This is a genomic window from Arthrobacter sp. ZGTC131 (assembly GCF_002929275.1).
Lineage (GTDB): Bacteria > Actinomycetota > Actinomycetes > Actinomycetales > Micrococcaceae > Arthrobacter.
Genome location: NZ_PJIK01000003.1, coordinates 127194 through 152830 on the forward strand (window position 1 = coordinate 127194; position 25637 = coordinate 152830).

The 25637-nt window shown below is 66.7% G+C and carries 26 protein-coding genes; 13 read left to right on the forward strand and 13 right to left on the reverse strand.

Annotation, left to right across the window (positions count from 1 at the left end):
- The first annotated feature begins 80 nt into the window (after nucleotides 1–80).
- A complete protein-coding gene (locus CXQ90_RS05640) occupies nucleotides 81–890 on the forward strand; it encodes an IclR family transcriptional regulator (RefSeq protein ID WP_104137618.1) in 810 nt (269 codons plus the stop codon).
- A gap of 161 nt (nucleotides 891–1051) precedes the next feature.
- On the opposite strand, the gene CXQ90_RS05645 is transcribed toward CXQ90_RS05640, so the two are convergent.
- The 3 genes from CXQ90_RS05645 to CXQ90_RS05655 form a co-directional block, all read right to left on the reverse strand.
- On the reverse strand, nucleotides 1052–1363 hold the full coding sequence (locus CXQ90_RS05645) for a hypothetical protein (protein ID WP_104137620.1): 312 nt from the start codon (nucleotides 1361–1363) through the stop codon (nucleotides 1052–1054).
- Nucleotides 1364–1596: 233 nt separating this feature from the next.
- On the reverse strand, nucleotides 1597–2217 hold the full coding sequence (locus tag CXQ90_RS05650; protein ID WP_104137621.1) for an MBL fold metallo-hydrolase: 621 nt from the start codon (nucleotides 2215–2217) through the stop codon (nucleotides 1597–1599).
- Nucleotides 2214–3320: an S-(hydroxymethyl)mycothiol dehydrogenase gene (locus CXQ90_RS05655; RefSeq protein ID WP_104137623.1), complete on the reverse strand. Its 1107-nt coding sequence runs from the start codon at nucleotides 3318–3320 to the stop codon at nucleotides 2214–2216. The genes CXQ90_RS05650 and CXQ90_RS05655 overlap by 4 nt, the downstream gene beginning before the upstream one ends.
- A 492-nt stretch (nucleotides 3321–3812) precedes the next feature.
- On the opposite strand from CXQ90_RS05655, the gene CXQ90_RS05660 reads away from it, so the two are divergent.
- The 9 genes from CXQ90_RS05660 to purM all read left to right on the forward strand — a co-directional run bounded on the left by CXQ90_RS05660 (nucleotide 3813) and on the right by purM (nucleotide 13115).
- Nucleotides 3813–5156, forward strand: coding sequence for an MFS transporter (locus CXQ90_RS05660; protein ID WP_104137624.1), 1344 nt, complete (start codon nucleotides 3813–3815; stop codon nucleotides 5154–5156).
- A gap of 96 nt (nucleotides 5157–5252) precedes the next feature.
- Entirely contained in the window at nucleotides 5253–6509 is a 1257-nt protein-coding gene (locus tag CXQ90_RS05665) for an aminopeptidase P family protein (protein ID WP_104137626.1), read from the forward strand.
- An 88-nt stretch (nucleotides 6510–6597) separates the two neighbouring features.
- The gene (locus CXQ90_RS05670) at nucleotides 6598–7398 is read left to right on the forward strand and encodes an IclR family transcriptional regulator (RefSeq protein ID WP_258064372.1); all 801 of its coding nucleotides are present in this window, start codon (nucleotides 6598–6600) and stop codon (nucleotides 7396–7398) included.
- Between the two features lie 619 nt (nucleotides 7399–8017).
- Nucleotides 8018–8515 carry a 2-oxo-4-hydroxy-4-carboxy-5-ureidoimidazoline decarboxylase gene (gene uraD, locus CXQ90_RS05675; protein WP_104137949.1) on the forward strand — a complete coding sequence of 166 codons (498 nt, stop codon included), beginning with the start codon at nucleotides 8018–8020 and terminating at the stop codon, nucleotides 8513–8515.
- On the forward strand, nucleotides 8512–8850 hold the full coding sequence (gene uraH, locus CXQ90_RS05680) for a hydroxyisourate hydrolase (RefSeq protein WP_104137629.1): 339 nt from the start codon (nucleotides 8512–8514) through the stop codon (nucleotides 8848–8850). The genes uraD and uraH overlap by 4 nt, the downstream gene beginning before the upstream one ends.
- A gap of 11 nt (nucleotides 8851–8861) precedes the next feature.
- On the forward strand, nucleotides 8862–9716 hold the full coding sequence (locus CXQ90_RS05685; RefSeq protein ID WP_104137630.1) for a fumarylacetoacetate hydrolase family protein: 855 nt from the start codon (nucleotides 8862–8864) through the stop codon (nucleotides 9714–9716).
- A 74-nt stretch (nucleotides 9717–9790) separates the two neighbouring features.
- Nucleotides 9791–10165: a hypothetical protein gene (locus CXQ90_RS05690; RefSeq protein WP_104137632.1), complete on the forward strand. Its 375-nt coding sequence runs from the start codon at nucleotides 9791–9793 to the stop codon at nucleotides 10163–10165.
- Between the two features lie 47 nt (nucleotides 10166–10212).
- On the forward strand, nucleotides 10213–11955 hold the full coding sequence (gene purF, locus CXQ90_RS05695; protein WP_104137633.1) for an amidophosphoribosyltransferase: 1743 nt from the start codon (nucleotides 10213–10215) through the stop codon (nucleotides 11953–11955).
- The gene (gene purM, locus CXQ90_RS05700) at nucleotides 11952–13115 is read left to right on the forward strand and encodes a phosphoribosylformylglycinamidine cyclo-ligase (RefSeq protein WP_104137635.1); all 1164 of its coding nucleotides are present in this window, start codon (nucleotides 11952–11954) and stop codon (nucleotides 13113–13115) included. The genes purF and purM overlap by 4 nt, the downstream gene beginning before the upstream one ends.
- Before the next feature lie 75 nt (nucleotides 13116–13190).
- On the opposite strand, the gene CXQ90_RS05705 is transcribed toward purM, so the two are convergent.
- The 3 genes from CXQ90_RS05705 to CXQ90_RS05715 all read right to left on the reverse strand — a co-directional run bounded on the left by CXQ90_RS05705 (nucleotide 13191) and on the right by CXQ90_RS05715 (nucleotide 14626).
- The gene (locus CXQ90_RS05705; protein ID WP_104137951.1) at nucleotides 13191–14018 is read right to left on the reverse strand and encodes a VOC family protein; all 828 of its coding nucleotides are present in this window, start codon (nucleotides 14016–14018) and stop codon (nucleotides 13191–13193) included.
- A gap of 39 nt (nucleotides 14019–14057) precedes the next feature.
- Nucleotides 14058–14180 (reverse strand): hypothetical protein, encoded by a 123-nt coding sequence (locus CXQ90_RS22825; protein WP_258064373.1) that lies wholly within the window; start codon nucleotides 14178–14180, stop codon nucleotides 14058–14060.
- Between the two features lie 212 nt (nucleotides 14181–14392).
- Nucleotides 14393–14626, reverse strand: a complete 234-nt coding sequence (locus CXQ90_RS05715) for a DUF3073 domain-containing protein (protein WP_104137636.1) — start codon at nucleotides 14624–14626, stop codon at nucleotides 14393–14395.
- Between the two features lie 551 nt (nucleotides 14627–15177).
- On the opposite strand from CXQ90_RS05715, the gene CXQ90_RS22275 reads away from it, so the two are divergent.
- Entirely contained in the window at nucleotides 15178–15678 is a 501-nt protein-coding gene (locus tag CXQ90_RS22275) for a septum formation family protein (RefSeq protein ID WP_181038438.1), read from the forward strand.
- Between the two features lie 45 nt (nucleotides 15679–15723).
- Here the strand turns inward: CXQ90_RS22275 and clpB are convergent, their stop codons facing one another.
- Nucleotides 15724–18393 carry an ATP-dependent chaperone ClpB gene (gene clpB / locus CXQ90_RS05725; protein ID WP_104137638.1) on the reverse strand — a complete coding sequence of 890 codons (2670 nt, stop codon included), beginning with the start codon at nucleotides 18391–18393 and terminating at the stop codon, nucleotides 15724–15726.
- A gap of 232 nt (nucleotides 18394–18625) precedes the next feature.
- Between clpB and CXQ90_RS05730 the strand changes: the two genes are divergently transcribed.
- A complete protein-coding gene (locus CXQ90_RS05730) occupies nucleotides 18626–18961 on the forward strand; it encodes a YciI family protein (protein WP_104137639.1) in 336 nt (111 codons plus the stop codon).
- A gap of 68 nt (nucleotides 18962–19029) precedes the next feature.
- Here the strand turns inward: CXQ90_RS05730 and CXQ90_RS05735 are convergent, their stop codons facing one another.
- The 5 genes from CXQ90_RS05735 to CXQ90_RS05755 all read right to left on the reverse strand — a co-directional run bounded on the left by CXQ90_RS05735 (nucleotide 19030) and on the right by CXQ90_RS05755 (nucleotide 23097).
- The gene (locus CXQ90_RS05735; protein WP_104137640.1) at nucleotides 19030–19773 is read right to left on the reverse strand and encodes a trypsin-like serine protease; all 744 of its coding nucleotides are present in this window, start codon (nucleotides 19771–19773) and stop codon (nucleotides 19030–19032) included.
- A 144-nt stretch (nucleotides 19774–19917) separates the two neighbouring features.
- Nucleotides 19918–20982: a sulfate/molybdate ABC transporter ATP-binding protein gene (locus tag CXQ90_RS05740; protein WP_104137642.1), complete on the reverse strand. Its 1065-nt coding sequence runs from the start codon at nucleotides 20980–20982 to the stop codon at nucleotides 19918–19920.
- Entirely contained in the window at nucleotides 20979–21773 is a 795-nt protein-coding gene (locus CXQ90_RS05745) for an ABC transporter permease (RefSeq protein WP_258064374.1), read from the reverse strand. The genes CXQ90_RS05740 and CXQ90_RS05745 overlap by 4 nt, the downstream gene beginning before the upstream one ends.
- 77 nt (nucleotides 21774–21850) lie before the next feature.
- Entirely contained in the window at nucleotides 21851–22690 is an 840-nt protein-coding gene (gene modA, locus CXQ90_RS05750) for a molybdate ABC transporter substrate-binding protein (protein ID WP_104137645.1), read from the reverse strand.
- Nucleotides 22687–23097: a molybdopterin-binding protein gene (locus CXQ90_RS05755; RefSeq protein ID WP_104137646.1), complete on the reverse strand. Its 411-nt coding sequence runs from the start codon at nucleotides 23095–23097 to the stop codon at nucleotides 22687–22689. Before CXQ90_RS05755 ends, modA begins: the two co-directional genes overlap by 4 nt.
- 252 nt (nucleotides 23098–23349) lie before the next feature.
- Here CXQ90_RS05755 and CXQ90_RS05760 point away from each other — a divergent pair, with 252 nt between their 5' ends.
- The gene (locus tag CXQ90_RS05760; protein WP_258064375.1) at nucleotides 23350–24435 is read left to right on the forward strand and encodes a metallophosphoesterase; all 1086 of its coding nucleotides are present in this window, start codon (nucleotides 23350–23352) and stop codon (nucleotides 24433–24435) included.
- Between the two features lie 62 nt (nucleotides 24436–24497).
- Here the strand turns inward: CXQ90_RS05760 and CXQ90_RS05765 are convergent, their stop codons facing one another.
- Entirely contained in the window at nucleotides 24498–25514 is a 1017-nt protein-coding gene (locus CXQ90_RS05765; RefSeq protein WP_258064376.1) for a glycoside hydrolase family 16 protein, read from the reverse strand.
- Nucleotides 25515–25637 lie beyond the last annotated feature (123 nt).

Here is a 25637-nt window from a genome sequence, read left to right on the forward strand (position 1 = left end):
GGTGGATCTAACCGAGAGGCCGCTACCTGCGGCCTTGTGGCGGGAATGCAAGCCGCAGAAACTACTTGAGAGTATGGATCATGGCTTCGAACAGTGACCCTGAACCTGATGTCGACGCTGAAGCAGGGCAGCATGGAGGCGTTCAGTCCGTGGACCGGGCGCTGGCAGTCCTGGAGATTCTTGCCCGGGACGGCCATGCGGGCGTGAGCGAAATAGCCGAGGAGATGGGCATCCACAAGTCCACGGTCTCCCGGCTGCTGGGTTCCCTGGTGAGCCGGGAAATGGTCCACCAGAACAGCGAACGCGGAAAATACCAGTTGGGGTTCGGCATCCTGCGGCTGGCAAGCTCCATCCCCGGCCGGCTGAGCCTGGTCCGGGAGGCCCGTCCCGTGCTGGAAAGCCTGGCCGAGGAGTACAAGGAGACGGTGAACCTTGCCGTGCTGCGTTCCAATTACGCCGTCAACGTCGACCAGGCCATGGGCCCGTCAACCCTGGCCACCTACGACTGGGTGGGCAGCCTGACGCCGCTTCACGCCACGTCCAGCGGAAAGGTGCTGCTGGCGGCCCTGTCCGCGGACGATCGGGACCGCATCCTGAAGGAGACCGGCCTCCCGGCCCGGACTCCCCGGACCATCACCAACCGGAGCAAGCTCGAAAGGCAACTTCTCGACGTCGCCAGCGACGGCTACGGCGTGGTGCGGGAAGAATTCGAAATCGGGCTCAACTCGATGTCCGTGCCGGTGTACAACCACGTTGGTGCGGTGATCGGCGCGGTCAGCATTTCCGGACCGGCCTTCCGCTTTGATCCCGAGACGGCGCCTGGCCTGCTCGAGGCGCTCAAACAGGCAGGTCTGCAGATCAGCGCAAAAATGGGCTACACCCGGCGATAGTGCTGCCCTAGCGGGCTCCTTCGTGGGAGGACAGCAAGGTCGGCTGACCCTTCCTGACCTTCTTTGCCAAAGAACGACGGCGACACTCCGGACTTACCGGTGTGTCGCCGTCGTCTTGGGGTCAAACAGGGTCAGCGCGGATTTGTGGCCTGGGTTTCGGTTCAAACAGGGTCAGCGCGGAGCGGGCGGCAGAGGTTCCGCAGGGCCGCATAGCTCGCCGCCGCCGCCTCTGTTTCGACCTGAATGCGCTGCGTGAGCAGTTCCACCTGCTGGGAGACCTGGAAGCTGACCGGGAGACGCTGGCCGGGCCAGGTGGATGCTTCACGGGAGTCCGCCAGGGCCTCGGCCAGCGCCTTGGAGGCAGCGTGAACTTTCCACGAGTGCCTGAGGCAGTGGACTGCCCGCCGTTTGAATTCCGGGCTTTGCCTCAGCAGCTCGCGGGTGCCCGATACAAGGCCCCGCAACTTCCCCATAGTTTGAATGCTCTCCATGCCGCACCATCCCCCAGCTCACCGACTCTTCGTTCCGTTGTTTCGAGTGTGGCGAAGGTGTCTCAACTTCCGGTCAAGGCGGTCCAAGGATTTCGTCAAATCGGCCGTCGTGACCTTCTTTGCCAAAAAACGACGGCGACACTCCGGGTTTTCCCGGGTGTCGCCGTCGTTCTGGGGTCAAAGAAGGTCAATCTGGGTCAAGCAGGGGACGTGGTTCATTCGCCCAGGCGGGCCAGCGTCTCCCGCTCGGCCCCGATGGTGGTGTCATCGCCGTGGCCGGTGCGGACCACGGTCTCGGCAGGAAGCGTCAGGAGCCGTTCCCGGATGGAGGTGAGGATGGTCGGGTAGTCGCTGTAGGACCGTCCGGTGGCGCCCGGGCCGCCGTTGAAGAGGGTGTCGCCCGTGAACACTGTTCGCTCGTCCTCAAGGAGGAAGCAGGTGGAGCCCGGTGAATGGCCGGGGGTGTGGATGGCCTTGATGGCCGCCCCGCCCACCGTGAAGACATCGCCGTCAGCGATGTGATGGTCGGGCTTGGCGTCCGGGTAAACCCGCTCCCAGAGGACCTGGTCCTCGGGGTTGAGGTAGATCGGAGCGCCGGCGGCATCAGCAACCTCCCGGGCCGCGCCGATGTGGTCGTTGTGCGCGTGGGTGAGCAGGATGGCCAGGACCTTCCGGCCGCGGACCTGGCTGATGATCGCGGCGGCGTCGTGCGGCGAGTCGATGATCACGCACTCGTCGTCGTTGCCCACGATCCAGACGTTGTTGTCCACGTCCCAGGTGCCGCCGTCGAGCGAAAACGTGCCCGAGGTGACAAGGTTCTCGATGGTGACGCTCATGCGGTCTCAGCCCCCGAACGGATCTCAACCACTGAGCGCAGGACCTTGCCCTCGTGCATCTTGTCGAACGCCTCCTCGACCTGGTCAATGGTGATGCGTTCGGATACGAAAGCATCGAGGTCGAGGTTGCCCTGCTTGTAGTGCTGCACCAGCATCGGGAAGTCCCGGGAGGGCAGGCAGTCCCCGTACCAGGAGGACTTCAGCGAGCCGCCGCGGCCAAAGACATCCAGCAACGGCAGTTCAAGCAGCATCTCCGGGGTGGGCACGCCCACCAGCACCACGCGGCCGGCGAGGTCACGGGCATAGAACGCCTGCTTGTACGTCTCGGGACGCCCGACAGCCTCGATCACGACGTCGGCGCCGAATCCGTTGGTGAGTTCGCGGATGGCGTCGACCGGGTCCGTGGCGCGGGAGTTCACGCCGTGGGTGGCGCCGAGTGACTTGGCCATCTCGATCTTGTTGTCGTCGATGTCCACCGCGATGATGGTGGTGGCTCCGGCCAGCTTGGCCCCGGCAATCGCGGCGATGCCCACGCCGCCGCAGCCGATCACGGCCACGGACTCGCCGCGCTGGACCTCGCCGGTGTTGATGGCGGCACCGATGCCGGCCATCACACCGCAGCCCAGGAGCCCGACGGCGGCCGCGTCGGCGTCCTCGTCCACCTTGGTGCACTGCCCGGCGGCAACGAGCGTCTTCTCGGCGAAGGCACCGATCCCCAGAGCCGGAGAGAGCTCGGTGCCATCCTCGAGCGTCATCTTCTGGGTGGCGTTGTGCGTGTTGAAGCAGTACTGCGGCTTGCCCTTGGCGCAGGCCCTGCACTGGCCGCAAACCGCCCGCCAGTTGAGGATGACCCGGTCGCCGGGCGCCACCTCGGTGACATCGGGGCCCACGGCGCTGACCACGCCGGTTGCCTCATGGCCCAGCAGGATGGGGAAGTCGTCGGTGATTCCGCCCTGCTTGTAGTGCAGGTCCGTGTGGCAGACGCCGCAGGTGAGGATATCCACCAGCGCCTCGCCCGGGCCGGGATCCGGCACCAGAATGGTCTCAACCGAGACCGGGGCGTTCTTTTCCTTGGCAATGACTGCTTTTACTTTGTGAACCATGAGCTGGTGTTCCTTTCGTCAGTCCTTCGGACTCGATGCAACGGTACCCATTGCCAATCTAGCTGACACGCCGGGTTCGGGTTCCTTGTACGCCGCGCGGACCAGGCGAGGGAACGCCCGATCCTGCCTTGCGGGAAGCTGGCGGACTGTGCACCCTGCGCAATTGAGGCCCCAATTGCGTGTCACACAACACGGTGCACATAGTGCGTACTCGAGAATATGGCACCCGCCACAAAGGGTGTCAACAGACCGGGCGAACGAGCCGCTGCGAGGGAGCGGGACCGCACCCGCACACCTCTCCTGCCTGCAACCACGTTCCTCTGGGTGCAACTCACATGTGCACTTCCTGCGCGACGCCAGGCCCCCGGCTGCAGCTCTCTAAGGCACATCCAAGCAATAGTTTGCCGAAAGGCATTGACCGTGTCACACGTCACGCTCTAATCTGATGCAACAGCGTTGCACTGAATGCAACCCCAACACTTTGGTGGATACATGAGTAATGAAGCTCCCTCCCCCGCCACACTTGCGGGACCCAGCCCCGGCAGCGGCGTCAATGGCGACGTCAGCAGGGAAACCCGCCGCAAAGTGGTCACTGCCAGTTTCATCGGCAACTTCGTCGAGTGGTTCGATTACGCCGTCTACGGCTATCTGGCCGCGACCATCTCCTCGGTGTTCTTCCCCGAGGCCGACCGCCAGGCGGCCCTGCTGGCGACTTTCGGAGTCTTCGCGGTCTCGTTCTTCGTCCGCCCCCTTGGCGGATTCGTCTGGGGCCACATCGGAGACCGACTGGGCCGGCGGAAAGCACTGTCGCTCTCCATCGTCATCATGTCCGTGTCAACGTTCTGCATTGCGCTGATCCCGGGTTATGCCAGCATCGGCATGATGGCGCCGGTCCTTCTGCTCCTCATCAGGATCGTCCAGGGCTTCTCCGCGGCCGGTGAATACGCCGGAGCTTCCGCCTTCCTGGTGGAGTACGCACCTGCCAATAAGCGCGGCCTCTATGCCGCCGTCGTTCCGGCCAGCACCGCGGCGGGCCTGCTGCTTGGTTCCCTGATCGCGGCGCTTCTCAGCACTGTCCTTACCCCGGAGGAGCTGCATGAGTGGGGCTGGCGGCTGCCCTTCCTGCTCGCGGCGCCCATGGGCCTCATCGGCCGCTACATCCGCACCAAGCTCGAAGACACCCCCGCATTCCAGGCCCTTGCAGCAGAGGACCACACCGTCAAGACCCCGGTCCTGGCCATGTTCCGGACGTACCGCAAGCAGCTGATCATTGCGACCGGCGCCGTCCTCCTCAACGCTGTGGGGTTCTACGTGATCCTCAGCTACATGCCCACCTACCTCTCGGAGGAACTTGGCTTCGGCGCAGCGGAGTCCTTTCTCGCCACCACCATCGCGCTGGCCAGCTACATCGGCTTCATCTTCCTGACCGGCATCGCTTCGGACAGGTTCGGCCGCAAGCGCATGCTGATCACCGCCTCGCTGCTCTTCATCGTGCTAACTGTCCCGGCCTTCATGCTGCTGGACACCGGCAATTTCCTGGTCATCGTCCTGGTCCAGATCCTGCTTGGCGCCATGCTGACGCTCAACGACGGCACGCTCCCGAGTTTCCTTGCGGAGCTCTTTCCCACCCGGGTCCGGTACACCGGGTTCGCCGTCAGCTTCAACCTCTCGAATGCGCTCTTCGGCGGCACGGCCCCGTTCATGGCCACGCTGCTCATCGGCCTCACCCAAAGCAAGGTGGCCCCGGGCTGGTATCTGGTGGCGGCATCCATCGTCTCCCTGGTCGCTGTCCTGTTCGCCAGCGAGACCTCAAGGAAGCCGCTCAGGCAGGAATGACCCACGCGTCCAGGCCCCGCCCCCTTTGGCCGCACCGCCGGCCTGGCACCACACACTTTCCTCGCTCAACTCAGCACTAAAGAAAGGTACAAACCCATGACCACCATCGAAACCGAGGCCGTCAACGATGTCGCCAAACTGGACCGCCTGAAGGTCCTCAACAACGGCGACAAGGTCCGGCTGACGTTCTCAGACACGGAGTTCGAACGCCGGCTCGCCGGACTGCGCCTCATCATGGCCGAGAAGGAACTCGACGCCGTCGTCCTCACCAGCTACCACTCCATCAAGTACTACTCCGACTTCCTGTTCACCTACTTCGGCCGCTCCTACGCCATGGTGGTCACCAAGGACGACACCGTCACCGTGACGGCCAACATCGACGCCGGCATGCCGTGGCGCCGCAGCTTCGGCGACAACCTGGTGTACACGGACTGGCGCCGGGACAACTACATCCACGCCATCCAGGAAGTGCTGCGCACCCGCGGCATCAATGTCCGCCGGCTTGGCGTCGAGGACGATTCCCTACCGCTGGACAACCGCAACAAGATCCAGGCCGCGTTCGCGTCCGCAACGCTGGTGGATGTGGCCCAGGCCGCCATGCGCCAGCGGATGATCAAGTCCGCCGAGGAGATCGAGGTGATCAAGCACGGGGCGCGCATCGGCGACCTTGGCGGCGAGGCCATCCGCAACGCCATCACAGCCGGGATCACCGAGTACGAGGTGGCCCTGATCGGCACCGAGGCCATGGTCCACGAGATTGCCCGCACGTTCCCGGACTCCGAGATCCGGGACACCTGGGTCTGGTTCCAGTCCGGCATCAACACCGACGGTGCACACAACTGGGCGACCACGCGGAAGATCCAGGAACACGACATCCTGTCGCTGAACTGTTTCCCGATGACCTCCGGCTACTACACGGCGCTGGAACGCACCCTGTTTTACGGCGAGCCCGATGCCCGTTCCCTGGAGCTGTGGAACATCAATGTGGAGGTGCACAAGCGCGGCCTCGAACTCATCAAGCCCGGCGCCGTCTGCAAGGACATCGCCGCCGAGCTGAATGAGATCTACGTGGGCCACGGACTGCTGGCCAACCGGACCTTCGGCTACGGGCATTCCTTCGGCGTCCTCAGCCACTACTACGGCCGGGAGGCCGGGCTGGAGCTCCGCGAGGACATCGACACCGTGCTGGAGCCGGGCATGGTGGTCTCGATGGAACCCATGATCACGGTCCTGGACGGCCAGCCGGGTGCCGGCGGCTACCGCGAGCACGACATCCTGGTGGTCGGCGAAGACGGCGCCGAGAACATCACCAAATTCCCGTTCGGGCCGGAGTACAACATCGTGGGCGCCTAACAGCGCCATCTTTGCCTCCGCGGAAGAGCGGCGCCACGTCAGCCGTGGCGCCGCTTTCCGGCCCTCATGCGGAATGATGGTGAACACCATGACCTCAGCAGAAGCTCCCGACACCAGCGGCAACGGCGACACCAAAGGCACGTCCGTCATAGTCAACGCCATCGCCGTCCTGCGGTGCTTCACAGCGGACGAGCCGCTGCTCGGAGTCACGGAGATCGCCAACCGGGTGGGCCTGCATAAGAGCACCGTCTCCCGGATCCTGGCCACGTTCGAGCAGGAGCGGCTGGTGGAACGGGACACGGAAACCCGCCGCTTCCGCCTCGGCCTGGGCCTGATCGCGGTGGCCGGGCCCCTGCTCGCGGAACTGGAGGAACGGCGCGTCGCGTATCCGGTGCTGCGTGAACTGGCCGAACTGACGGGCGAAACCAGCGCCCTCATGGTGTGGAACGGCTCAGAGTCCATGTGCGTGGAACAGATTCCCAGCCACCACCAGATCAAACACACCACTCCGCTGGGCGCCCGCTATCACGACGCCCTGAGCGCCTCCGTGCAGGTCTTCCTCGCAGCCGAGCCCGCTGAGCGCGTCCGCGTCCTGCTGCGCAGCGGCGCCATCACCTATCCCGGCCTGGATGAGACCAGCCTCGAGGCATACCTGGACCGGCTGGGCGACGTCCGCGAGCGCGGTTGGGCCATCAATTACGGCGAGTCCTCGCTCGATGAAGTGGGCGTCGCCGCACCCGTCCGTGACCACCGCGGCGACATTGCGGCGGCCGTCCTCATCCCCGCTCCCCGGTTCCGTGTTTCGCCGGACACGTTGCAGAGCCTCGGTGAATCCTGCAAGGCGGCGGCACGCCGGGTAACCTCCCGGCTGGGCGGCGAAACTCCTTAATTGCACGGAGGCATCACGCACGGGGCGCCGCCTTGAACCTCCCCTGCCGGCACCACCGGCAATGCCAACCAGTTCCTGCTCCCCAGGATTCGGCTACCTCGCCGGCACTACAGCTACCAGCCCGAGTCCGACGTCGACAACGTCCGCCACGCCTGATGACAACCGCACGGCATCGCCCCACCCCCTCTGCAACCCCTTCGCCTTCCGACGCCTCGGCGGTCATACGGTCTGGGCCTGCAGCAAAAGGGCGGATCCGAAGTGACAGCCGCCTGACCCGCCCGCGCTGCGGCAATCCTTCGCTGAACCTGCGCTGGATTGCCGTCGCGGAGCCGTCGACGTGCCGGACACTGGAAGAGGGGTCTGCCCGGTGATCGGGCGGCCCCTTATTGGCTCACCCAGCGTCAAGTCTCCCGCCGCCGATCCTATCTGGAGCGGCTCAGCACTGCTGTAGTCTCTTGACACCGACGCCGTCCGTCCGCTTCACTATTACGTATGCTGAAATAACAGTTCCATGATGCGGAAACTGGGTGCCGATGGCAAGCCGGTTTCGCCGGGAGAAGGCCCGGCTGTCCGCATAGCCGTCACCGTGGATGCCAGCACCTGCCTGAGGAATCATCAAGTGAAGCTTGCCGAATTCAACGACGCCGACCGCGCCGCTGCCAGCGCGGTGCTCCGGCCGTGCGTAGACATCCAGCGCTGGGTGGACCAGATCGCCGACGCACGGCCGTTCGCCTCCGTGGGGGAACTCCTGGACGGAGCCCGCGAGGCCGCGGCACCGTTCACGGCCGACGAGATCGAAGCGGCACTGGCGCACCACCCGCGCATCGGGGAACGCCCCGCCGCCCAGACCGCCGAAGCGTCAATGTCGCGGGCGGAACAGTCGGGCGTCGATCCGGCAGACGCCGCGGCTGCCGAGGCGCTGGCCCGCGGAAACCGCGCCTATGAGGAAAAGTTCGGCCGGGTTTTCCTGATCCGCGCCGCAGGCCGCACCGCCCCCGAAATCCTGGCCGCGCTGAACGAGCGCCTGGCCAACACCCCGGCGCAGGAAGACGCCATTGTTGCCCAGCAGCTGCGTGAAATCGCCCTGCTGCGCCTTGAAGGAGTGATCAGCGAATGAGCGTTTCCCACGTCACCACCCACGTCCTGGACACCGGCGCCGGCCTCCCGGCGGCGGGGGTCGCCGTCGTTCTTTACGCGAACGACGGCGGCAGCTGGACACCGCTGGCGAGCGGCACCACCGATGCCGACGGCCGCGCGAAGGACCTCGGCCCCGAGCAGCTGGCGGCCGGCAAATACCGGCTGAACTTCGCCACCGGCGCCTACTACGCGCAGCAGGGCACGGCCACGTTCTTCCCGGAGGTGGACCTGGTCTTCGAAGTGACCGGCGCCGAGCACTACCATGTGCCGCTGCTCCTGAGCCCCTTCGCCTACTCCACCTACCGCGGAAGCTGAAAGGAGCAACCATGAGGCTGATGCGTATTGGCCCGGCAGGCGCCGAGATTCCCGTGGTCCTGGACGACGAAGGCCGGGCCCATGACCTCCGGCCGATCACCCGGGACATCGACGGCGACTTCCTGGAGGCGTGGGCCGGCCAGCTCGGTGATCTGGACCTGTCGGGCCTTCCCCGGCTGACCCTCGACGGCAGGCGCATCGGCGCCCCAATAGCGCGGCCGGGTGCCGTGATCGGCGTCGGCCTGAACTACGCCGCGCACGCCGCGGAATCCGGCCTCCCGGTGCCGGAGCGGCCCATCATCTTCTTCAAGCACCCCAACACCGTGGTTGGACCGGACGACGACGTCGTGATCCCGCCCGGAGCGGAGCGGGTGGACTGGGAGGTGGAACTTGGCGTGGTGATCGGCCGACGGGCCAGCTATCTGGAGTCCGACGCCGATGCCGCGGCCTGCATTGCCGGTTTCGTGCTGTCCAACGACGTCTCCGAGCGCGAGTACCAGCTGGAACACTCCGGGCCGCAGTGGTCGCTGGGGAAGTCCTGCCCCACGTTCAACCCGGTGGGCCCGTGGCTCGTGCCCGCCGCGGACGTCGATGCGGGCGATATCCGGCTGGCGTCCTGGGTCAACGACGAAACCCGGCAGGACAGTTCGACGGCGGACATGGTGTTCGGTCCGGCCGAACTGGTCCGCCGCCTCTCGCAGTACATGGTGCTCGAACCCGGCGACCTCATCACCACCGGCACGCCGGAAGGCGTGGCGCTGTCCGGACGCTTCCCCTACCTCAAGGCAGGCGACGTCATGCGGATGTCCGGCGGCGATCTCCTCGGCGAGCAGCGGCAGCGGCTCGTGGACGCCGGGCCGGCCTGAACGCGGCCGCCTGCCTGAGCGCCCGGCCGCTGGCGGCACCGGCCGCACCGCCGGATGACAGTAGGCTAGATGGCATGGCTTCTGACGATCACCCCACGCCTGAACGGCGCGAAATCACCGTGCGGCGCGCACCCAAGTATGTTCCGTTCCTGATCCTGGGCGGGATTGTGGGCATTGCCGCGGCGGCGGTCATTGCCTACGCGCTTCCCGGCGACGCGAGCTATGACCGCGGCGCGGTCTTCGGCTTCTTCATGGTGCTGTGCGGCGCAGGCGGTGTGATCCTCGGCGCAATTGCCGCGCTGGTCCTGGACCGGCTGAGCGTCAAGCGGGCGCAGCACGCCGTGGTCGAGGCCGCTCCCGAGACGGAACAGGCCCTGCCTGACGCGGAACCGGACACTTCGCGGGAGCGCACGCGGGACGACGGCGGCGAACCCGGCCTCGGGTCATAAACCGGCCGCCGGAAGTTCCCTACCCGATGACGTGAGATAATCGACCAGTGGCACGCGGCGATGGAAAACTTTCTCATGATCTTCTCCCTGGCGAAAAAGGCCCTCAGGACGCTTGCGGCGTCTTCGGGGTCTGGGCACCAGGTGAAGAAGTAGCAAAACTCACCTATTACGGGCTGTATGCACTGCAGCACCGCGGTCAGGAGTCGGCTGGTATTGCCACCAGCGACGGCAAGCGGATCAACGTCTACAAGGACATGGGCCTCGTGTCGCAGGTCTTCGACGAGACCACGCTTAACACGCTGACCGGGCATCTGGCCGTGGGCCACTGCCGCTATTCCACCACCGGAGCCAGCCACTGGGCCAACGCCCAGCCCACGCTCGGTGCCACCGCGACCGGAACCGTGGCCCTGGCGCACAACGGCAACCTGACCAACACCGCCGAACTCAACGCCATGATCAACGAGCGCAACGGCGGCCAGCTCAGCGGCGAGATGAAGCAGGGCAACACCTCTGACACCGCCCTCGTGACGGCGCTTCTCGAAGGCGAAGAGGGCAAGACCCTCGAACAGACCGCCATCGAGCTGCTTCCCAAGATCCGCGGCGGCTTCTGCTTCGTGTTCATGGACGAAGGCACCCTGTACGCCGCCCGCGACACCTTCGGCATCCGCCCGCTGGTCCTCGGCCGGCTGGAGCGCGGCTGGGTGGTGGCCTCCGAGCAGTCTGCCCTGGCCACCGTGGGCGCCAGCTTCATCCGGGAGATCGAACCCGGCGAATTCATCGCGATCGACGAGGAGGGCGTGAGGTCCCAGCGCTTCGCTGAGCCGACGCCGGCGGGTTGCGTTTTCGAGTACGTCTACCTCGCGCGTCCCGACGCCGCGATCGCCGGCCGCTCCGTGTACGAATCCCGTGTGGAGATGGGCCGCCAGCTGGCCCGCGAAAATACCCAGGAAGCGGACATCGTCATTCCGGTGCCCGAATCCGGCACCCCCGCTGCCGTGGGCTACGCCGAGGAATCGGGCATCCCGTTCGCGCACGGCTTCGTCAAGAACTCCTACGTGGGCCGCACGTTCATCCAGCCCTCGCAGACCCTGCGCCAGCTGGGAATCCGGCTCAAGCTCAACGCCCTGGAATCCGTAATCCGCGGCAAGCGTGTTGTGGTGGTGGATGACTCGATCGTCCGCGGCAACACCCAGCGCGCCATCGTGCGGATGCTCCGGGAAGCGGGCGCCGCGAGCGTCCACATCAAGATTTCCTCCCCGCCGGTCAAGTGGCCCTGCTTCTACGGCATCGACTTCGCCTCAAGGGCGGAACTTATCGCCAACGGCGCCACCATCGAGGAAATCACCCAGGCGATCGGCGCCGATTCGCTGGCCTACATCTCCGAAGACGGAATGATCGACGCCACCCGGCAGCCCCGCGAACGTCTCTGCACCGCCTGCTTCACGGGCAAATACCCCATCGAGCTCCCCGGCTCGGACAAGCTCGGCAAGAACCTGCTGGAGCGCACGGACCTCGGCGGCCTGCCGGCTGCGGTCTCCCCCGCCGCTGGTTCCGGCCGTGCCGCTACCCCCGCTGCAGCCCGCGCCACCCCCGCGGAAGCTGCACTCGTCTCCGCCGGAAACCCGGACAACATCCCCGTCACCGAGGACCCGGCTGAGAAGCCGGGCGCCACGGGCTGCGATCCCGGGCCGGATTCCGAGTTCGAGAACCTGCTCACCGACGCCGACCGCGTTACCGACGTCCACCACGACGCTGCCATCGTCGGCGCTGATAAGAAAGAGTCCGTATGACTTCCGCCTCCTCCACTGCTGACATGAATGCCGCCCAGAACAACGCCGGCATCACCTACGCGTCCGCGGGTGTCGACGTCGAAGCGGGAGACCGCGCCGTCGAGCTCATGAAGGGCGCCGTCAAGGCGACCCACAACGCTTCGGTGATTGGCGGCGTCGGCGGATTCGCCGGCCTGTATGACGTCTCGAAGCTGCTGACCTACAAGCGGCCGCTGCTGGCCACTTCCACGGACGGCGTGGGCACCAAGGTCGCAATCGCCCAGGCCATGGACATCCACGACACCATTGGCTACGACCTCGTGGGCATGGTGGTGGACGACATCGTGGTGGTGGGCGCAGAGCCGCTGTACATGACCGACTACATCGCCTGCGGCAAGGTGGTTCCCGAGCGTATCGCGGACATCGTCCGCGGCATCGCGGCCGCCTGCTCCGTGGCCGGCACCGCCCTGGTGGGCGGGGAAACCGCCGAGCACCCGGGCCTGCTGGGCGAGCACGAATACGACGTTGCCGGCGCCGCGACCGGTGTTGTTGAAGCCGATGCCCTGCTGGGACCGGACCGGGTCCGCGCCGGCGATGTGGTGATCGGCATGGCCTCCTCCGGCCTGCACTCCAACGGCTACTCGCTGGTGCGCCGCGTCATCAACCACGCAGGCTGGGCACTGGACCGTCAGGTCTCCGAACTCGGCCGCACGCTGGGCGAGGAACTGCTGGAACCTACCCGCGTCTACGCCGCTGACTGCCTCGACCTCGCCCGCGCGTTCCCGGTAACCGCAGACCGGGCCGTCCACGGCTTCAGCCACGTCACCGGCGGCGGACTCGCCGCCAACCTGGCCCGCGTCCTGCCGCAGGGCCTCGTGGCGACGGTTGACCGCTCCACCTGGGAACTGCCGGCCATCTTCAAGCTGGTCTCGGAACTCGGGCGCGTCCCGCTCGCAGACCTCGAGCGCACGCTCAACCTCGGCGTGGGCATGGTGGCCATCGTCTCCGCAGAGGCCGCTGACGCCGCCGTGGCGCGCCTGAACGAACGCGGCCTGCCGTCCTGGATCATGGGTGCCGTCAGCGCCGACTCCGACTCGGTCCTCAAGACCGGGCCGGACTACGTCCAGGGCGCCAAGGGCGTGGACGGCGGCGCCGTACAGATGGTCAACACCTACGCTTAATCACGTCACTCACGCTTAAATAAGTCATCGAGTGCTCCCCACCGGCCCACACCGGCGGGGAGCACTCGATGCTTTTTAAACCTCCAGGACGCTGAACACGCCGCCCTGCGGATCCTTCAGCGTGGCAATGGAACCGCCGTCCTCGGCAAACTCCGGCTCAACCAGGACCTCGGCGCCGGCTGCCACGGCCGCGAGCACGGCCTCGGACACGCTGGATACGCCGAAATAGACCTGCCAGCCGAGCTCCTCGTCAGGCCGTGTCTTCTCGTCGGGCTCCGCCTCTTCGTCAAGCCCCTGCTCTTCGTCAAGGCCCGGCGCAGGAGCGACCCCGGCCACCTCCGCGCCGTCCACCATCAGCGTGGTGTACGTGCCGCCGTCGTCCTGCGGATACTCGGTCACGTCATGGCCGAACAGCCGCTGGAAGAATCCGACGGCGGCCGCAGGCTCAGCTGTCACCAGCTCGGCCCAGGAAATCGCCCCGGGCTCGCCGTACCGCCCGCAGCCCGGATGGGTTCCGGCCTGCCAGACACCGGTTGCCCCGCCGCCGGGCGGCTCCACGAACACCATGGTTCCGGTATCGGCGATTTCCTCCGGACCGAACTGCACAGTGCCGCCCGCGAGCGGTGTCTCTTCGGCGATGGCACGGGCGTCGTCGGCTGCGAGGTATACATTCCACTGCGCGGGCGCAGAGGCGGCTCCCTGGGCCTGCGGCTGCGGTGCGATGGCCGTCACCAGGTCGTCTTCCAGGAAGGCCTTTGAGTAGCTGCGCCCGTCCGGCGTGGGGAGATCCTCGTAGCGCCAGCCGAATACTGCGGCATAGAAGGACTTCGCGGCCGCCACGTCGGGGGTCTGAACGTCCGTCCAGCACACCTCCCCGCGGTTGTACCCGTTGCGCTGAACCATGCCGCTCATTCCCTCCGTTGGACAGACATCCCTATCAGGCTAAACGTGCACAGGCCGTCCGGTGAAGGCTACCAGCCGCTCCAGGCTGCTGGGCGACTCCGCCACCTGCTGGGCGGGGGCGAAGCTGCCGCCGGCGCGGACTTGGTCGCTGATGGTCTGCATAACAGGTGGCGTTCGGGCACTAAAAAACCCGCAGGGCATGCCAGCGACTGGCATGCCCTGCGGGCGTAATAGTTGTGCGGAACCCCGGGGCCGGAAGGCGAGCCCTCCGGGATCCGGGGAACAAAGAAAAACGGGTGCGCAAAGAATCAACGCACACATGCACGACGGCGGCGTCCAGCTAAGTGCCGAATGGCACCTTCAGGCTGGAACGACTAACCGATTCGACGGGTGTCTACCTCGTCGTCGTCTTCGTCCAAATCGTCCGCGTACTTATCCACGTAGGCTGAATAGTCCGGTTCAACCGGATCATTCGCGAAATGGCTCGTTGCACGACTTCCCGGACCCGTAAGCTCGCGCTGGAGGGCCGAATAGTCAGTGTTCGGGGAGTAGTACTTGATGTCCCGAGCCTGCTTGGTAGCTTTTGCCTTTTGACGGCCGCGCCCCATGGCGTGACCCCCTTTTGTACTTGGACCGGAGGTGGTCACCTTGGCGATCGGTGAGGCCCCGGAATGTTTGGTCAATTTGTCGTACCCCTAGATTACATGCTTTCGGCGGCAACTGCTCGCCGGGCGGACGACGGCACGGCCGGTGTCGTGGCCACAACCGCGGCAATCAAGGCAACGCGTGAAATTTTTGTTCGGTAGAGTCTCCTGATCAGTACCTCCTGTCCAAACTGACCGCTCAATGCCGAGAACGCCCGGAAGGGGTGCCGCCCCCAGTGAATGACGACCATCCGATCCACGGTGAGGACCCGCAGAGGGCCTCCCAATCGCGGACCGCCCCGCCCCAGGCTGCCGTTCCGCCCCAACCCACCGCCCCGCCCCACGCGGCCGTCCCTCCCCAACCCATAGCACCGCCCCATGCGGCCGTTCCGCCCCCGCCGCCCGTTCCACCGCATCCCGCCGGGCCGCCGCGGATCACGCCTCGGATCACATCGCGGATCGCAGCATGGCGCCCCACGGCGAACATCAGGCAGTCACTGGTCAAGGCGGGGTTCGTGGCCGCGTTGCTGGCTGTGGGCGGCCTCCTCATCTGGCTGCTGACCTCGCTGCTGGCTACGGCCACCCTGCAGTCCGCGAACCAGCCCGGGGCGCCTAAGGAAATCGTCTCCCCCGCCACGCCCTCCGCGTCCGCGCGGCCCAGCCTGCCTCTTAACGGAGTGAGCCCGCTCGATTTCCGGGTGGGTGACTGCTTCAAGGACTTCGATCCCGAAGCGATCGAATCCACCGTGGTGGCATGCACCACCGATCACTCCGCCCAGCTGGTGGCTGTCCACCATTACGATGCTGCGGACAGTTATCCCGGCAGCGAAGCCATGAAGGCCAAGGCGCGGGAGGCGTGCCAGCGGGCAGCGCTGACGGGCAAATCCAGCGCCTATGACCTGAACTACCGGCTCGCCTATCCCAGCAGCACGAGCTGGGGACAGGGCGACCGCCGCGTTGACTGCTACGTCACCGCGGCGGCCGGCAACATCATCAAGGCCAGCCTGATCCCCTAGCCATCCCGGTGCAGCCGTTCCGGGCCTGCGTCCGCCAGCCGCCCGCTAGTTCTTCCGGCGGACCGAGAGTCCGCTGCCGGCGGGGGCGCCTCCGTCGGGTCCCACGAGGGCTTCGAGCCCCTTAATGGTGAGTTCGTCGACGTCGGCGCCGGTGTCCACGAGCACGGTGTCACCGTCCGCGATTTCACCGGCCAGGATGGCCTTCGCCAGCCGGTCCCCGATTTCGCGCTGCACCAGGCGGCGCAGCGGCCGGGCGCCGTAGGCGGAGTCAAAGCCGGACATGGCCAGCCAGGCGCGCGCGCCGTCGGTCACCTCGAGCGAGAGCCGCCGTTCGTGCAGCCGGCGGGACAGCTCCGAAACCTGGAGCTCCACGATCCGAGCGAGCTCGTCCACGGTCAGGGGATCGAACAGCACCACTTCGTCCAGCCGGTTCAGGAACTCCGGCTTGAAGGACGCGTTCACGGTGGCCATCACGGCGTTGCGCTTGGCGTTCGCATCCAGCGTCGGGTCCACCAGGAACTGGCTGCCCAGGTTGGAGGTGAGCACCAGGATGGCGTTGCGGAAGTCCACGGTGCGGCCCTGGCCGTCGGTGAGGCGGCCGTCGTCGAGCACCTGCAGGAGGATGTCGAAGACCTCCGGGTGGGCCTTCTCCACCTCATCGAGCAGCACCACCGAGTACGGCCGACGGCGGACGGCCTCGGTCAGCTGGCCGCCTTCCTCGTAGCCCACATAGCCCGGAGGCGCTCCCACCAGCCGCGCGACGGAATGCTTCTCGCCGTACTCGGACATGTCGATCCGGACCATGGCGCGTTCGTCGTCGAAGAGGAAATCGGCCAGGGCCTTGGCGAGCTCCGTCTTCCCCACGCCCGTCGGTCCCAGGAACAGGAACGATCCGGTGGGCCGGTTGGGGTCGCTGATGCCGGCGCGGGCACGGCGCACGGCATCGGACACGGCGGTCACGGCCTTGGACTGCCCGATCAGCCGCTTGCCGAGTTCCTCCTCCATGTGCAGCAGCTTCTGGCTTTCGCCCTGCAGCATCCGCCCGGCGGGAATGCCAGTCCAGGCCGAGATGACCTCGGCGATGTCATCCGCCGTGACCTCCTCGGCGACCATGAGTTCGGGTTTTGCGGCTCCGCTGGCCACGCGGGCCGATTCCTCCTCCGCTGCGGCATTGAGCTCGCGCTCGAGCGCAGGCAGCTCGCCGTACAGGATCCGCGATGCCGCTTCGAGGTCCCCTTCGCGCTGGTACTTGTCCGCCGCCGAGCGCAGCTCGTCCAGCCGCGCCTTCAGGTCGCCCACATGGTTGAGGCCGGCTTTCTCGGCCTCCCACCGGGCATTGAGTCCGGCGAGGGCTTCCTTCTTGTCAGCCATGTCCGCACGCAGTGCTGCCAGGCGTTCCACCGACGCGGCGTCCGTCTCGCCGTTCAGGGCCAGCTCCTCCATGGTGAGGCGGTCAACGGCCCGGCGCAGCTGGTCGATCTCCTCCGGCGCGGAATCGATCTCCATGCGCAGCCGGGAAGCTGCCTCGTCCACAAGGTCGATCGCCTTGTCCGGCAGCTGCCGTCCGGAAATGTAGCGGTTGGAGAGCGACGCCGCCGCGACCAGGGCGGAATCGGCGATGGCTACCTTGTGGTGCGCCTCGTAGCGCTCCTTGAGCCCTCGAAGGATGCCGATGGTGTCGTCCACGCTGGGCTCTCCGACGTAGACCTGCTGGAAGCGGCGCTCGAGGGCTGGGTCCTTCTCGATGTTCTCGCGGTACTCATCCAGCGTGGTGGCACCGATCAGCCGCAGCTCGCCGCGGGCCAGCATGGGTTTTAGCATGTTGCCGGCGTCCATGGAGCTCTCCCCCGTGGCGCCTGCCCCCACCACGGTGTGGATCTCGTCAATGAACGTGACAATCTGGCCGTCCGAGTTCTTGATTTCCTCCAGGACGGCCTTGAGCCGCTCCTCGAATTCGCCGCGGTACTTTGCGCCAGCCACCATGGAGGCCAGGTCCAGCGCGATGAGGGTCTTGCCGCGCAGGCTTTCGGGCACGTCGCCCGCCACGATCCGCTGCGCCAGGCCTTCGACGACGGCCGTCTTGCCCACGCCGGGCTCGCCGATGATGACCGGGTTGTTCTTGGTCCGGCGGCTCAGCACCTGGATGATCCGCCGGATTTCGGTATCCCGGCCGATGACGGGATCCAATTTGCCGGACCGGGCCATGGACGTCAGGTCGGTTCCGAACTTCTCCAGCGCCTGGAAGGTGTTTTCCGGATCCGCGCTGGTCACCTTGCGGTCGCCGCGAACGCCCGGCAGGGCGGCGAGCAGCGCTTCATGGGACGCGCCGGCGTCGCGCAGTTGCTTTCCCACCCCGCCACTGCCGGCCGAGAGGCCCAGCAGCAGGTGCTCCGTGGAGACGAAGGAATCACCGAGCTTGTCTGCCTCGTTCTGGGCGTTCTGGATGGCCTGGAGCGCGGCGCGGGACAGCTGCGCCTGCTGCACGGAGCTTCCCGAGGTGGCCGGCAGTGCCTTGATGGCCGTGCTGGCCTGCACGCTGACGGCATCCGGATCCGCACCGGTGGCACGGAGAAGCGCGACGGCGACCCCCTCCCGCTGATCCATCAGCGCCTTGAGCAGGTGGGCCGGTTCCACCTGGGGATTTCCGGCGGTGGAGGCGTTCATGGCTGCAGCCGAAAGAGCCTCCTGGCTCTTGGTGGTGAATTTGACGTCCAAAGCGAGCTCCTTCCGGGAAGTGCGATATTAAGTTGAGTCTATATCGCTCAACTTTGTCCCGGAGGCCCCCGCTGCCCGAGTTTGCCGACAGCGAAAACAGCCTTCGGGGAGCAAGTGAATTTCCGGCGAACCACTGCCCCTGAACTGTATCCCCGGCACCCGAATCCCCCTAGGATCGGAGCTGTGACCGGGGCCGTTGGTCCCAACGGCACGTTCGAGAGGAGCACCCGCAATGACGAAGTTCGTAGTTCTTTACAACGCACCGCAGTCCGCGCAGTCGCAGATGGCGGAGAGCTCCCCGGAGGCCGCCCAGGAGGGCATGAAGGCTTGGATGGAGTGGGCGGCAAAGGCCGGCGACGGCATCGTGGACATGGGAAATCCGCTCGGCGCAGGCAAAGAGGTCACCGCCGCGGGAACCACTGACACCAACACCCAGGTTGGCGGGTACGGCATCCTCCAGGCCGACGACATGGACGGCGCCCTGGCACTGCTCGACGGCCACCCCCACCTGATGATGCCCGGCGCGAGCATCCAGGTTTACGAGGCACTCGACATCCCCGGCATGTAACGCAGCAGCGGAAAATAAACCGGCGGGCGGCTCCCCCAAGGCGCCGCCCGCCGGTTAGCCTGTTCGCGCTAGGAGCCCGCCACCCCGGAAACACTGGTGATCCAGCCGAGGTTCCGCGCAACGGACGCGTGGTGGTTGGAGTAGCCCGCGTAGTCGGCCGGGTTCTGGGCCGGCAGGATGCTGGACGTGGACAGCACGCCCGCGAGCTTGCCGTTGACGATCAGCGGGCCGCCAGAATCACCGTTGAGGGTATGGCCGGTCCGGGACCGCGTGCTGACGGTCGGGCCGCCGGACGGGTCGGAGCCCTGCCCCGCGACGGTGACGTCGGCGGCCTTCAGGAAGTAGGACATGGCGCCGGAGCCCTCGGACTGGTATCCCCAGCCGTAGACCTTGGCGGGCGCTCCGTTCGCGGGAAAGGAACCGGAAAGGCCCACATACGACCCGTAGTACGGCGCGGACAGCTTCAGCAGCAGGACGTCCCCCATGGGCGAGGCGTAGCGCGCAGCCACCTGCCTTACCGCCCCTCCGCTTTGCAGGTAGGTGGTGCCGAGGCGGACCGACCTCAGGCCCGGTGAGTTGCAGTGCTTGGCGGTGATGACCCAGGTGGCCGAGATCTGGCTGCCGGTGCAGCCCACTTTGGTGCCCGCGGCATCGAAGGAAACCTGCACCGCGAACGGCGCGGCGGAGACGGACGTGGTGCTGCCGCCGGCGATGTTTTTGTGAACCGTACCGTCCTCAGCAGGGGCGGCGGTGGCGGCGCCCGCGGGCGCCAGCAGCAAGGCCGCGGCGGCCAGCCGTGTGGCGATCTTCAAGGCGGTGGCTCCTTCGCACTGGGAGGCAGGCGCCGGGAATCGCGCTTACGCTCCCGACGCGCCCTTTTCGGATGAGCGGTTCGCTTAAGACACTACGGGCAGTTACACCGGTTGTCATATTTGATGACCGAACTTGTCACAGCTTCACGCCGGGTAGACGGACACCGCGCCCGCCTTGATGACGAAGAAGACGGTCATGCCGGGCGCCAGGCCCAGATCGGCGGACGCGGCCGGCGTAATGTCGGCCGACAGATCCCCTGCGCGGACACGAATCTGATCGCCGTGCGGCTCCAGGTCCGTGACGGCCACGGGGAAGGAGTTCCGCGGGCTCCCGTGCGCTTCCGTCAGGAATACGGACACGGCCGACGGCGGGAACACGGCCACGCCTGCCTGGCCGGGAATGAATGCTCCCGCCTCCGTGGCGGAGTCATGCTGGCCGGCGAATTCCTGCCCGGCAGCCGTCCGGACGCCGTGCTCGGTGAGGGTGCCGGCCACCAGGTTGAGTCCGGCCAGCCCCGCCACGAACCGGCTGCGGGGCCGCTGCAGGACATCGCGGGTGGGGCCGGCCTCGGTGACCCTGCCGTCCTCGAGGACTATCACCCGGTCTGCCAGCATGAGCGCGTCCAGGACGTCATGAGTGATAATGATCGCCCGCCGCTCCGCAAGGACCTGCTTGAGGAGGCGTCGCAGCAGCGGAGCCGCGTGGATGTCCAGTGCGGCCATCGGCTCATCCAACAGCAGGAGTTGGGGATCGGCTGCCAGCGCCCTGGCCACGGCAACCCGTTGAGCCTGGCCGCCGGAAAGCTCCGCAGGCCGGCGGGCGGCCAACTCACCCGCGTCGACGGCGCCGAGCCAGCGGCGGGCCGCCTTCCGCGCCTCCCGCCGCGGCACCCCTTTGCTCCGGGGACCGAAGGCAACGTTTTCGAGCACGGTGAGGTGGGGGAAAAGCAGCGGTTCCTGGGCCAGCAGCGCGGTTCCGCGCAGATGCGGCGCCGTCCAGGAGGGCCGTCCGCCGGCAAGGTCGAACAGTATCTTGCCGTCCACCTCCGCCCCGCCCGCGTCCGGGTGGAGCAGCCCGGCGATGACGGCAAGCAGCGTGGACTTGCCGGCCCCGTTGGGTCCCATGATGGCGACCGTCTCGGCCGGGCCGACGGTCAGCGACACGTCGAAGCCGCGGGCCTCCACGGCGGCGTCCAGCCGAAACGTCACTGGACGCCCCCGCCGGTGGCGCGTGCCGCCGTCGTGCCCGCTGCGGTTCCAGTTCTGCGCGGACCGCGGTAGGACAGTGCCACCACCGTAACTGCGACGGCCACCAGGACCAGGGAAAGGGCGACGGCGGCATCGGCGTCCGTCTCGCGCTGGAGGTAGATCTCGAGCGGGAGGGTCCGCGTCACGCCCTGCAGGCTGCCGGCGAACGTGAGGGTGGCGCCGAATTCCCCGAGGCCCCGCGCGAAGGAGAGCACGGCCCCGGAGGCCAGGCCGGGCAGGACGAGGGGAACGGTCACCCGCCGAAGCACCGTGCCGGGCCGGGCGCCGAGGGTGGCGGCCACAGCCTCGTATCTCCCGCCGGCCGTCCGCAGGGCTCCCTCCAGGCTCACCACCAGAAAGGGAAGCGCCACGAACGTCTGGGCGAGAACCACTGCCGCTGTGGAGAAGGCCACCTGGATGCCCAGGAGTTCCAGGTTCCGGCCCAGCAGCCCCTGCCGCCCGAAGGTGTAGAGGAGCGCGATGCCGCCCACCACCGGCGGCAGGACGAGGGGCAACAGCACGAAGGACCGGAGCAGCCGCTGGCCGGGGAAGGTTGCGCGGGCCAGGACGAGGGCGAGCGGGACGCCGAGGATGATGCACAGGGCAGTGCTGGCGGCCGACGTCCTGAGGCTCAGCCCCAAGGCCGTGAGCGACGATTCCGAGGTGATGAGCGGGATGAACTGCGGCCAATTGACCCTGGCGGCCATGGCCGCCACCGGCAGGAGGACCAGGAGGCCGCCGAGGGCCGCCACGGCATAGATCCACGACGGAATCCCGGTGTAGCCAGTGCGCCTTCGGCGGACGCCACCGTACCGCCGCCGGCCATTCCTCACGGAGCCCCGAAGCCGGCGTCGGCGAGCATTCTCTGCCCGTCGCTGCCCGTCACCAGGGAGATGAACGCGGCCGCCAGCTCCTTGTTCCTGGCCGTGCCCACCGAGGCTATCGGGTAGGTGTTCAGTGCCTGGCGTGCTTCCGGAAACGGGATGCCTTCGACCTTGCCCACGGCGTTCTTCACGTCGGTGACATAGACCAGCCCGGCGTCGGCCTCGCCCGAGGCCACCTTGCCAAGGACGTCTGTGACCGACGATTCCTCGCTAACGGGCTTGAGCGCCGCGTCTGTTGCTCCCTCGATCTTGTCCGCCGCCGCTCCGCACGGCACCTGGCTGGCGCAGACCACCACCTTGATACCCGGCCTGGCGAGATCGGCGAAGGAGGTGATCGACGCCGGATTGCCCGGCGGAACGGCGATCTCAAGGGTGTTCGTGGCGAAGTTGATCGGAGCGTCCACGAGCGATTCCGCCTGCAGCTTTGCCATGTTCTTGCTGTCCGCGGATGCAAAGACGTCAGCCGGGGCGCCCTGGCTAATCTGAGTGACCAGGTCCGAGGAGCCCGCGAAGCTGAGGACCACCTCCGTGCCGGGGTTCCTGCTCTCGAACTCGCCGGCCAGCCTGGTGAAGACTGACTTCAACGAAGCGGCAGCGAAGACGGTGACCTTTCCGGAAAGCTGCGGGCTTCCGGTACCGGATGCCGCGGCGTTCCCTGGTCCGTTCGATGTGTGTCCGGTACCGCCGGGGGCTCCTGGAGCGCAGGCCGACAGGACGGTGGCAAGCAATCCGGCGGTCAGAAGCGCAGCGGGCAGAGCGGCGGGATTCCTACGGGCGGATTTCATATGACGCCCCGCCCCTGGGGAGTTTCGATGATGACCGTGGTGGCTTTGACCACGGCCGTGGCCACGGAACCCAGTTCCAGCCCCAGTTCCCGGACGGCCTCGCTGCTCATGAGGGATACCACCCGGAACGGCCCGCACTGCAGTTCCACCTGGGCCATGACTTTGTCCGCCGTGATGCCGGTGACGAGACCCACGAAGCGGTTGCGCGCCGAGCTGCCCGACCTGGCAGGGTCCTCCGGAAGGCTTGCCTGCTTTTTGGCCAGCCGGGCGAGCTCAAGTCCGTCCACCGCCAGGCGCCCGGCAGGGTCCCGGAGCGGAGTCAGGCTACCGCTCTCGGTCCACCGGCGGACGGTGTCATCACTGACGCCGAGGAACCGGGCGGCCTCCGCAACGCGAATCATAGTCATCCGGCTAGTTTATTCCAGATTTGCGGAACAGAGTATGCCATGGGTCCGCAGATGCGGATGACGCCTTCTTGGCGGCCACACCGGACTTGAACTGCCGGGGCGGCCCGGCCGGGCGGCCGCCGCCTGCGTTCCGGCTATGGCCTTGGCCTCGCCGCTGGCACTAGTCTGGGGGCCTAATGGTTGCTCCGCGTTTGCCCGATGCCTGGTGCTTGTTCCACCCGCAGCAGGTTCCATTCTGTGATGTGAGGGACCATGACTGGACCGTCGAGACAGCGGATGTGGTCCGCCGTGGTTCCGGCGGCCTTGCTGGTGCTTACCCTCATACTGACCGGTTGCCAGGCCGGGCAGCCGCGGCCGCCGTCCTCGGGCCGGCCGGTAACGCCCCCTTCCATCGATCCGGCGGTGCCCACCGTCCACTTCACCGCCCAGGGCGATGTGGGGCTCGGCACCGGAGCCCGGCAAGTCCTGGACACGATCGCCAGCCTCCGGCCGCAGCTGAACCTGGGGCTCGGGGACTACTCGTACCGAGCCGGGATCGAGCAGGAGTTTTGCGACATGGTCACGGACAAGCTGGGCACTGATTTCCCCTATCAGCTGGTGACCGGGAACCACGAAAGCGACGGCCACGACGGCGACATCGCCAACTTCGTCAAGTGCCTGCCCAACCGGCTGCCCGGCCTCCAGGGTGAGTACGGAACGCAGTGGTACGTGGATTATCCGGAGCAGGACCCCTTGGTGCGGTTCATCATGGTGTCTCCGGGCATCACATTCCATGGCGGAAATACGCTGAACTATTCGCAAAACAGCAGGCGCTGGAATTGGACTGCGCGCGCACTGGACGGTGCGAAGTCGCGGAACATTCCCTGGACCGTCGTGGGAATGCACACGCCATGCCTCAGCGTGGGCAGATACGACTGCCAGGCCGGGCAGGACTTCACCAACATGCTGATAAGGAAAAAGGCGGACCTGGTGCTGACCGGCCACGAGCACCTGTACCAGCGCAGCCACCAACTGGGCGGCGGAACCGGCTGTCCTATCCTGGTGCCCGACGCCTTCTCCGGTGACTGCATCACCGATTCCGATGCAAGCATGGTCGAGGGCGAGGGAACCGTTTTCGCAACCGTGGGCACAGGCGGAGTGGGGCTCTACGACGTGCGGGATGACGATTCCGAGGCCGGGTACTTCGCCAGCTGGTCCGGCGGGAACCGCGATCCCGCGCTCGGCACGCTGGACGTGACGGCCACCGCAGACCGGCTTTCCGCCAGGTTCGTTCCGGCTGAGGGATACACGTTCACCGATTCCTTCGATATCAGGCGGAAGAAGCCGCTGCAGCGGTGACGGGTCAGCCCGGTCACATCAGCCCCGACGGGTCAGCCGGTCGGGGCGGGTCAGCCCGATCATCAGCGTTTGGTCCAGATGGCGATCCAGTCGAGGTAGACGTGCCCGGCCGTGGCCGGCGCCGGGCAGCCCGTCAGGCAGGATTCGGTCTGAAGAATGTAGTGCATGGGCGTGTTCGGCACCCTGGTGGTTCCCGCTCCCAGCGAGACGCCATCCAGGAAGAATTCGACCTTCCCCGGGCTCCACTCCATCGTGGCGACGTGCCACGTGGTGAACATGGCGTGCGACCTGATCAGGTCGGAATCCGTCGGACTGTTACTGCGGCGATGCACGGCTCCGTAAAAGGATGTGGCGAGATCACCTTCGGGATAGTCGATCTCTCCCTCCTTGGGCCACGCACGGCTGTCCGGCCACAGAAGCCACGCCGTCTTGAATCCCGGAAGAGCATCGGCCTTGAACCTGACCGAGATCCTGCCATAGAGCAGGCTGTTTGCACGGGGTGGATTCCACGTGGCGTTCGGAATCTTGGGAGTAGGCGCGGCGCCCATGGAGATCCCGTTCTCGGTATGGAGGAACCAGTCCAGCATCCCGTTCTTGACGCTCAGCACTTTGGACGGGTAGTAGCGGGATTTCTTCCCCTTCTGACCGGCCGTGTCCGGCGTTCCGTCCTTGTATCCCGCACTCCAATTGGCCTCGTAGGCCGGACCGGGAAAAGCGCCGATGGGAACGTCTCCGCTGGTGAAATCCTCCCGAAAGACCTGTTTCCACCCGGGCAGGTCGCCCACCGGCAGCTTGGTGAGTGGATTGATTGGAGGCACTGCACGGACCGACGGCACGGCAGGAGGGACAGCGCTAGCGGGCGGTTTCGCTGGTGCCGCGGTGCCGCGGAGCGGCTTGACCGAAGGCGCGGTAGTGGCCGGCGCGGCGGTGATCGGGGCCGTTGTGGCAGGCCCGTCCACGGGCGGAAGCTCGCCGAGCGGCAGCCGCTGGGCTTCCTTGGCCACTGACCCGCAGGCCGTCAGCATGACGACCGTGGCGAGCACGGACACGTGCCGAAGGGCCGCGCGGCGGCGTTTCAAGGGATGGTCCTGTGCTTAGAGATACCCATGGGGAAAGTGTGGCATTGGAGACTCCCTGTCTCCAAGGCTCTGCCGACCCCCAAAACTGGGGTTGCCAAAAGGGACCCCAAGCTTTTTACAAGT

Excerpts from the sequence above, each read along its gene's own strand:
- CXQ90_RS05645 (WP_104137620.1), bottom strand. The coding sequence starts at position 1,363 with ATGGGGAAGTTGCGGGGCCTTGTATCGGGCACCCGCGAGCTGCTGAGG.
- modA (WP_104137645.1), bottom strand. The coding sequence starts at position 22,690 with ATGAAATCCGCCCGTAGGAATCCCGCCGCTCTGCCCGCTGCGCTTCTG.
- CXQ90_RS05760 (WP_258064375.1), top strand. The coding sequence starts at position 23,350 with ATGACTGGACCGTCGAGACAGCGGATGTGGTCCGCCGTGGTTCCGGCG.
- CXQ90_RS05665 (WP_104137626.1), top strand. The coding sequence starts at position 5,253 with ATGACCACCATCGAAACCGAGGCCGTCAACGATGTCGCCAAACTGGAC.
- CXQ90_RS05650 (WP_104137621.1), bottom strand. The coding sequence starts at position 2,217 with ATGAGCGTCACCATCGAGAACCTTGTCACCTCGGGCACGTTTTCGCTC.
- CXQ90_RS05655 (WP_104137623.1), bottom strand. The coding sequence starts at position 3,320 with ATGGTTCACAAAGTAAAAGCAGTCATTGCCAAGGAAAAGAACGCCCCG.
- CXQ90_RS05755 (WP_104137646.1), bottom strand. The coding sequence starts at position 23,097 with ATGACTATGATTCGCGTTGCGGAGGCCGCCCGGTTCCTCGGCGTCAGT.
- CXQ90_RS05705 (WP_104137951.1), bottom strand. The coding sequence starts at position 14,018 with ATGGTTCAGCGCAACGGGTACAACCGCGGGGAGGTGTGCTGGACGGAC.
- CXQ90_RS05715 (WP_104137636.1), bottom strand. The coding sequence starts at position 14,626 with ATGGGGCGCGGCCGTCAAAAGGCAAAAGCTACCAAGCAGGCTCGGGAC.
- CXQ90_RS05685 (WP_104137630.1), top strand. The coding sequence starts at position 8,862 with ATGAGGCTGATGCGTATTGGCCCGGCAGGCGCCGAGATTCCCGTGGTC.
- purM (WP_104137635.1), top strand. The coding sequence starts at position 11,952 with ATGACTTCCGCCTCCTCCACTGCTGACATGAATGCCGCCCAGAACAAC.
- CXQ90_RS05660 (WP_104137624.1), top strand. The coding sequence starts at position 3,813 with ATGAGTAATGAAGCTCCCTCCCCCGCCACACTTGCGGGACCCAGCCCC.
- CXQ90_RS05670 (WP_258064372.1), top strand. The coding sequence starts at position 6,598 with ATGACCTCAGCAGAAGCTCCCGACACCAGCGGCAACGGCGACACCAAA.
- uraH (WP_104137629.1), top strand. The coding sequence starts at position 8,512 with ATGAGCGTTTCCCACGTCACCACCCACGTCCTGGACACCGGCGCCGGC.
- CXQ90_RS22825 (WP_258064373.1), bottom strand. The coding sequence starts at position 14,180 with ATGCAGACCATCAGCGACCAAGTCCGCGCCGGCGGCAGCTTCGCCCCC.
- CXQ90_RS05730 (WP_104137639.1), top strand. The coding sequence starts at position 18,626 with ATGACGAAGTTCGTAGTTCTTTACAACGCACCGCAGTCCGCGCAGTCG.
- CXQ90_RS05640 (WP_104137618.1), top strand. The coding sequence starts at position 81 with ATGGCTTCGAACAGTGACCCTGAACCTGATGTCGACGCTGAAGCAGGG.
- CXQ90_RS05690 (WP_104137632.1), top strand. The coding sequence starts at position 9,791 with ATGGCTTCTGACGATCACCCCACGCCTGAACGGCGCGAAATCACCGTG.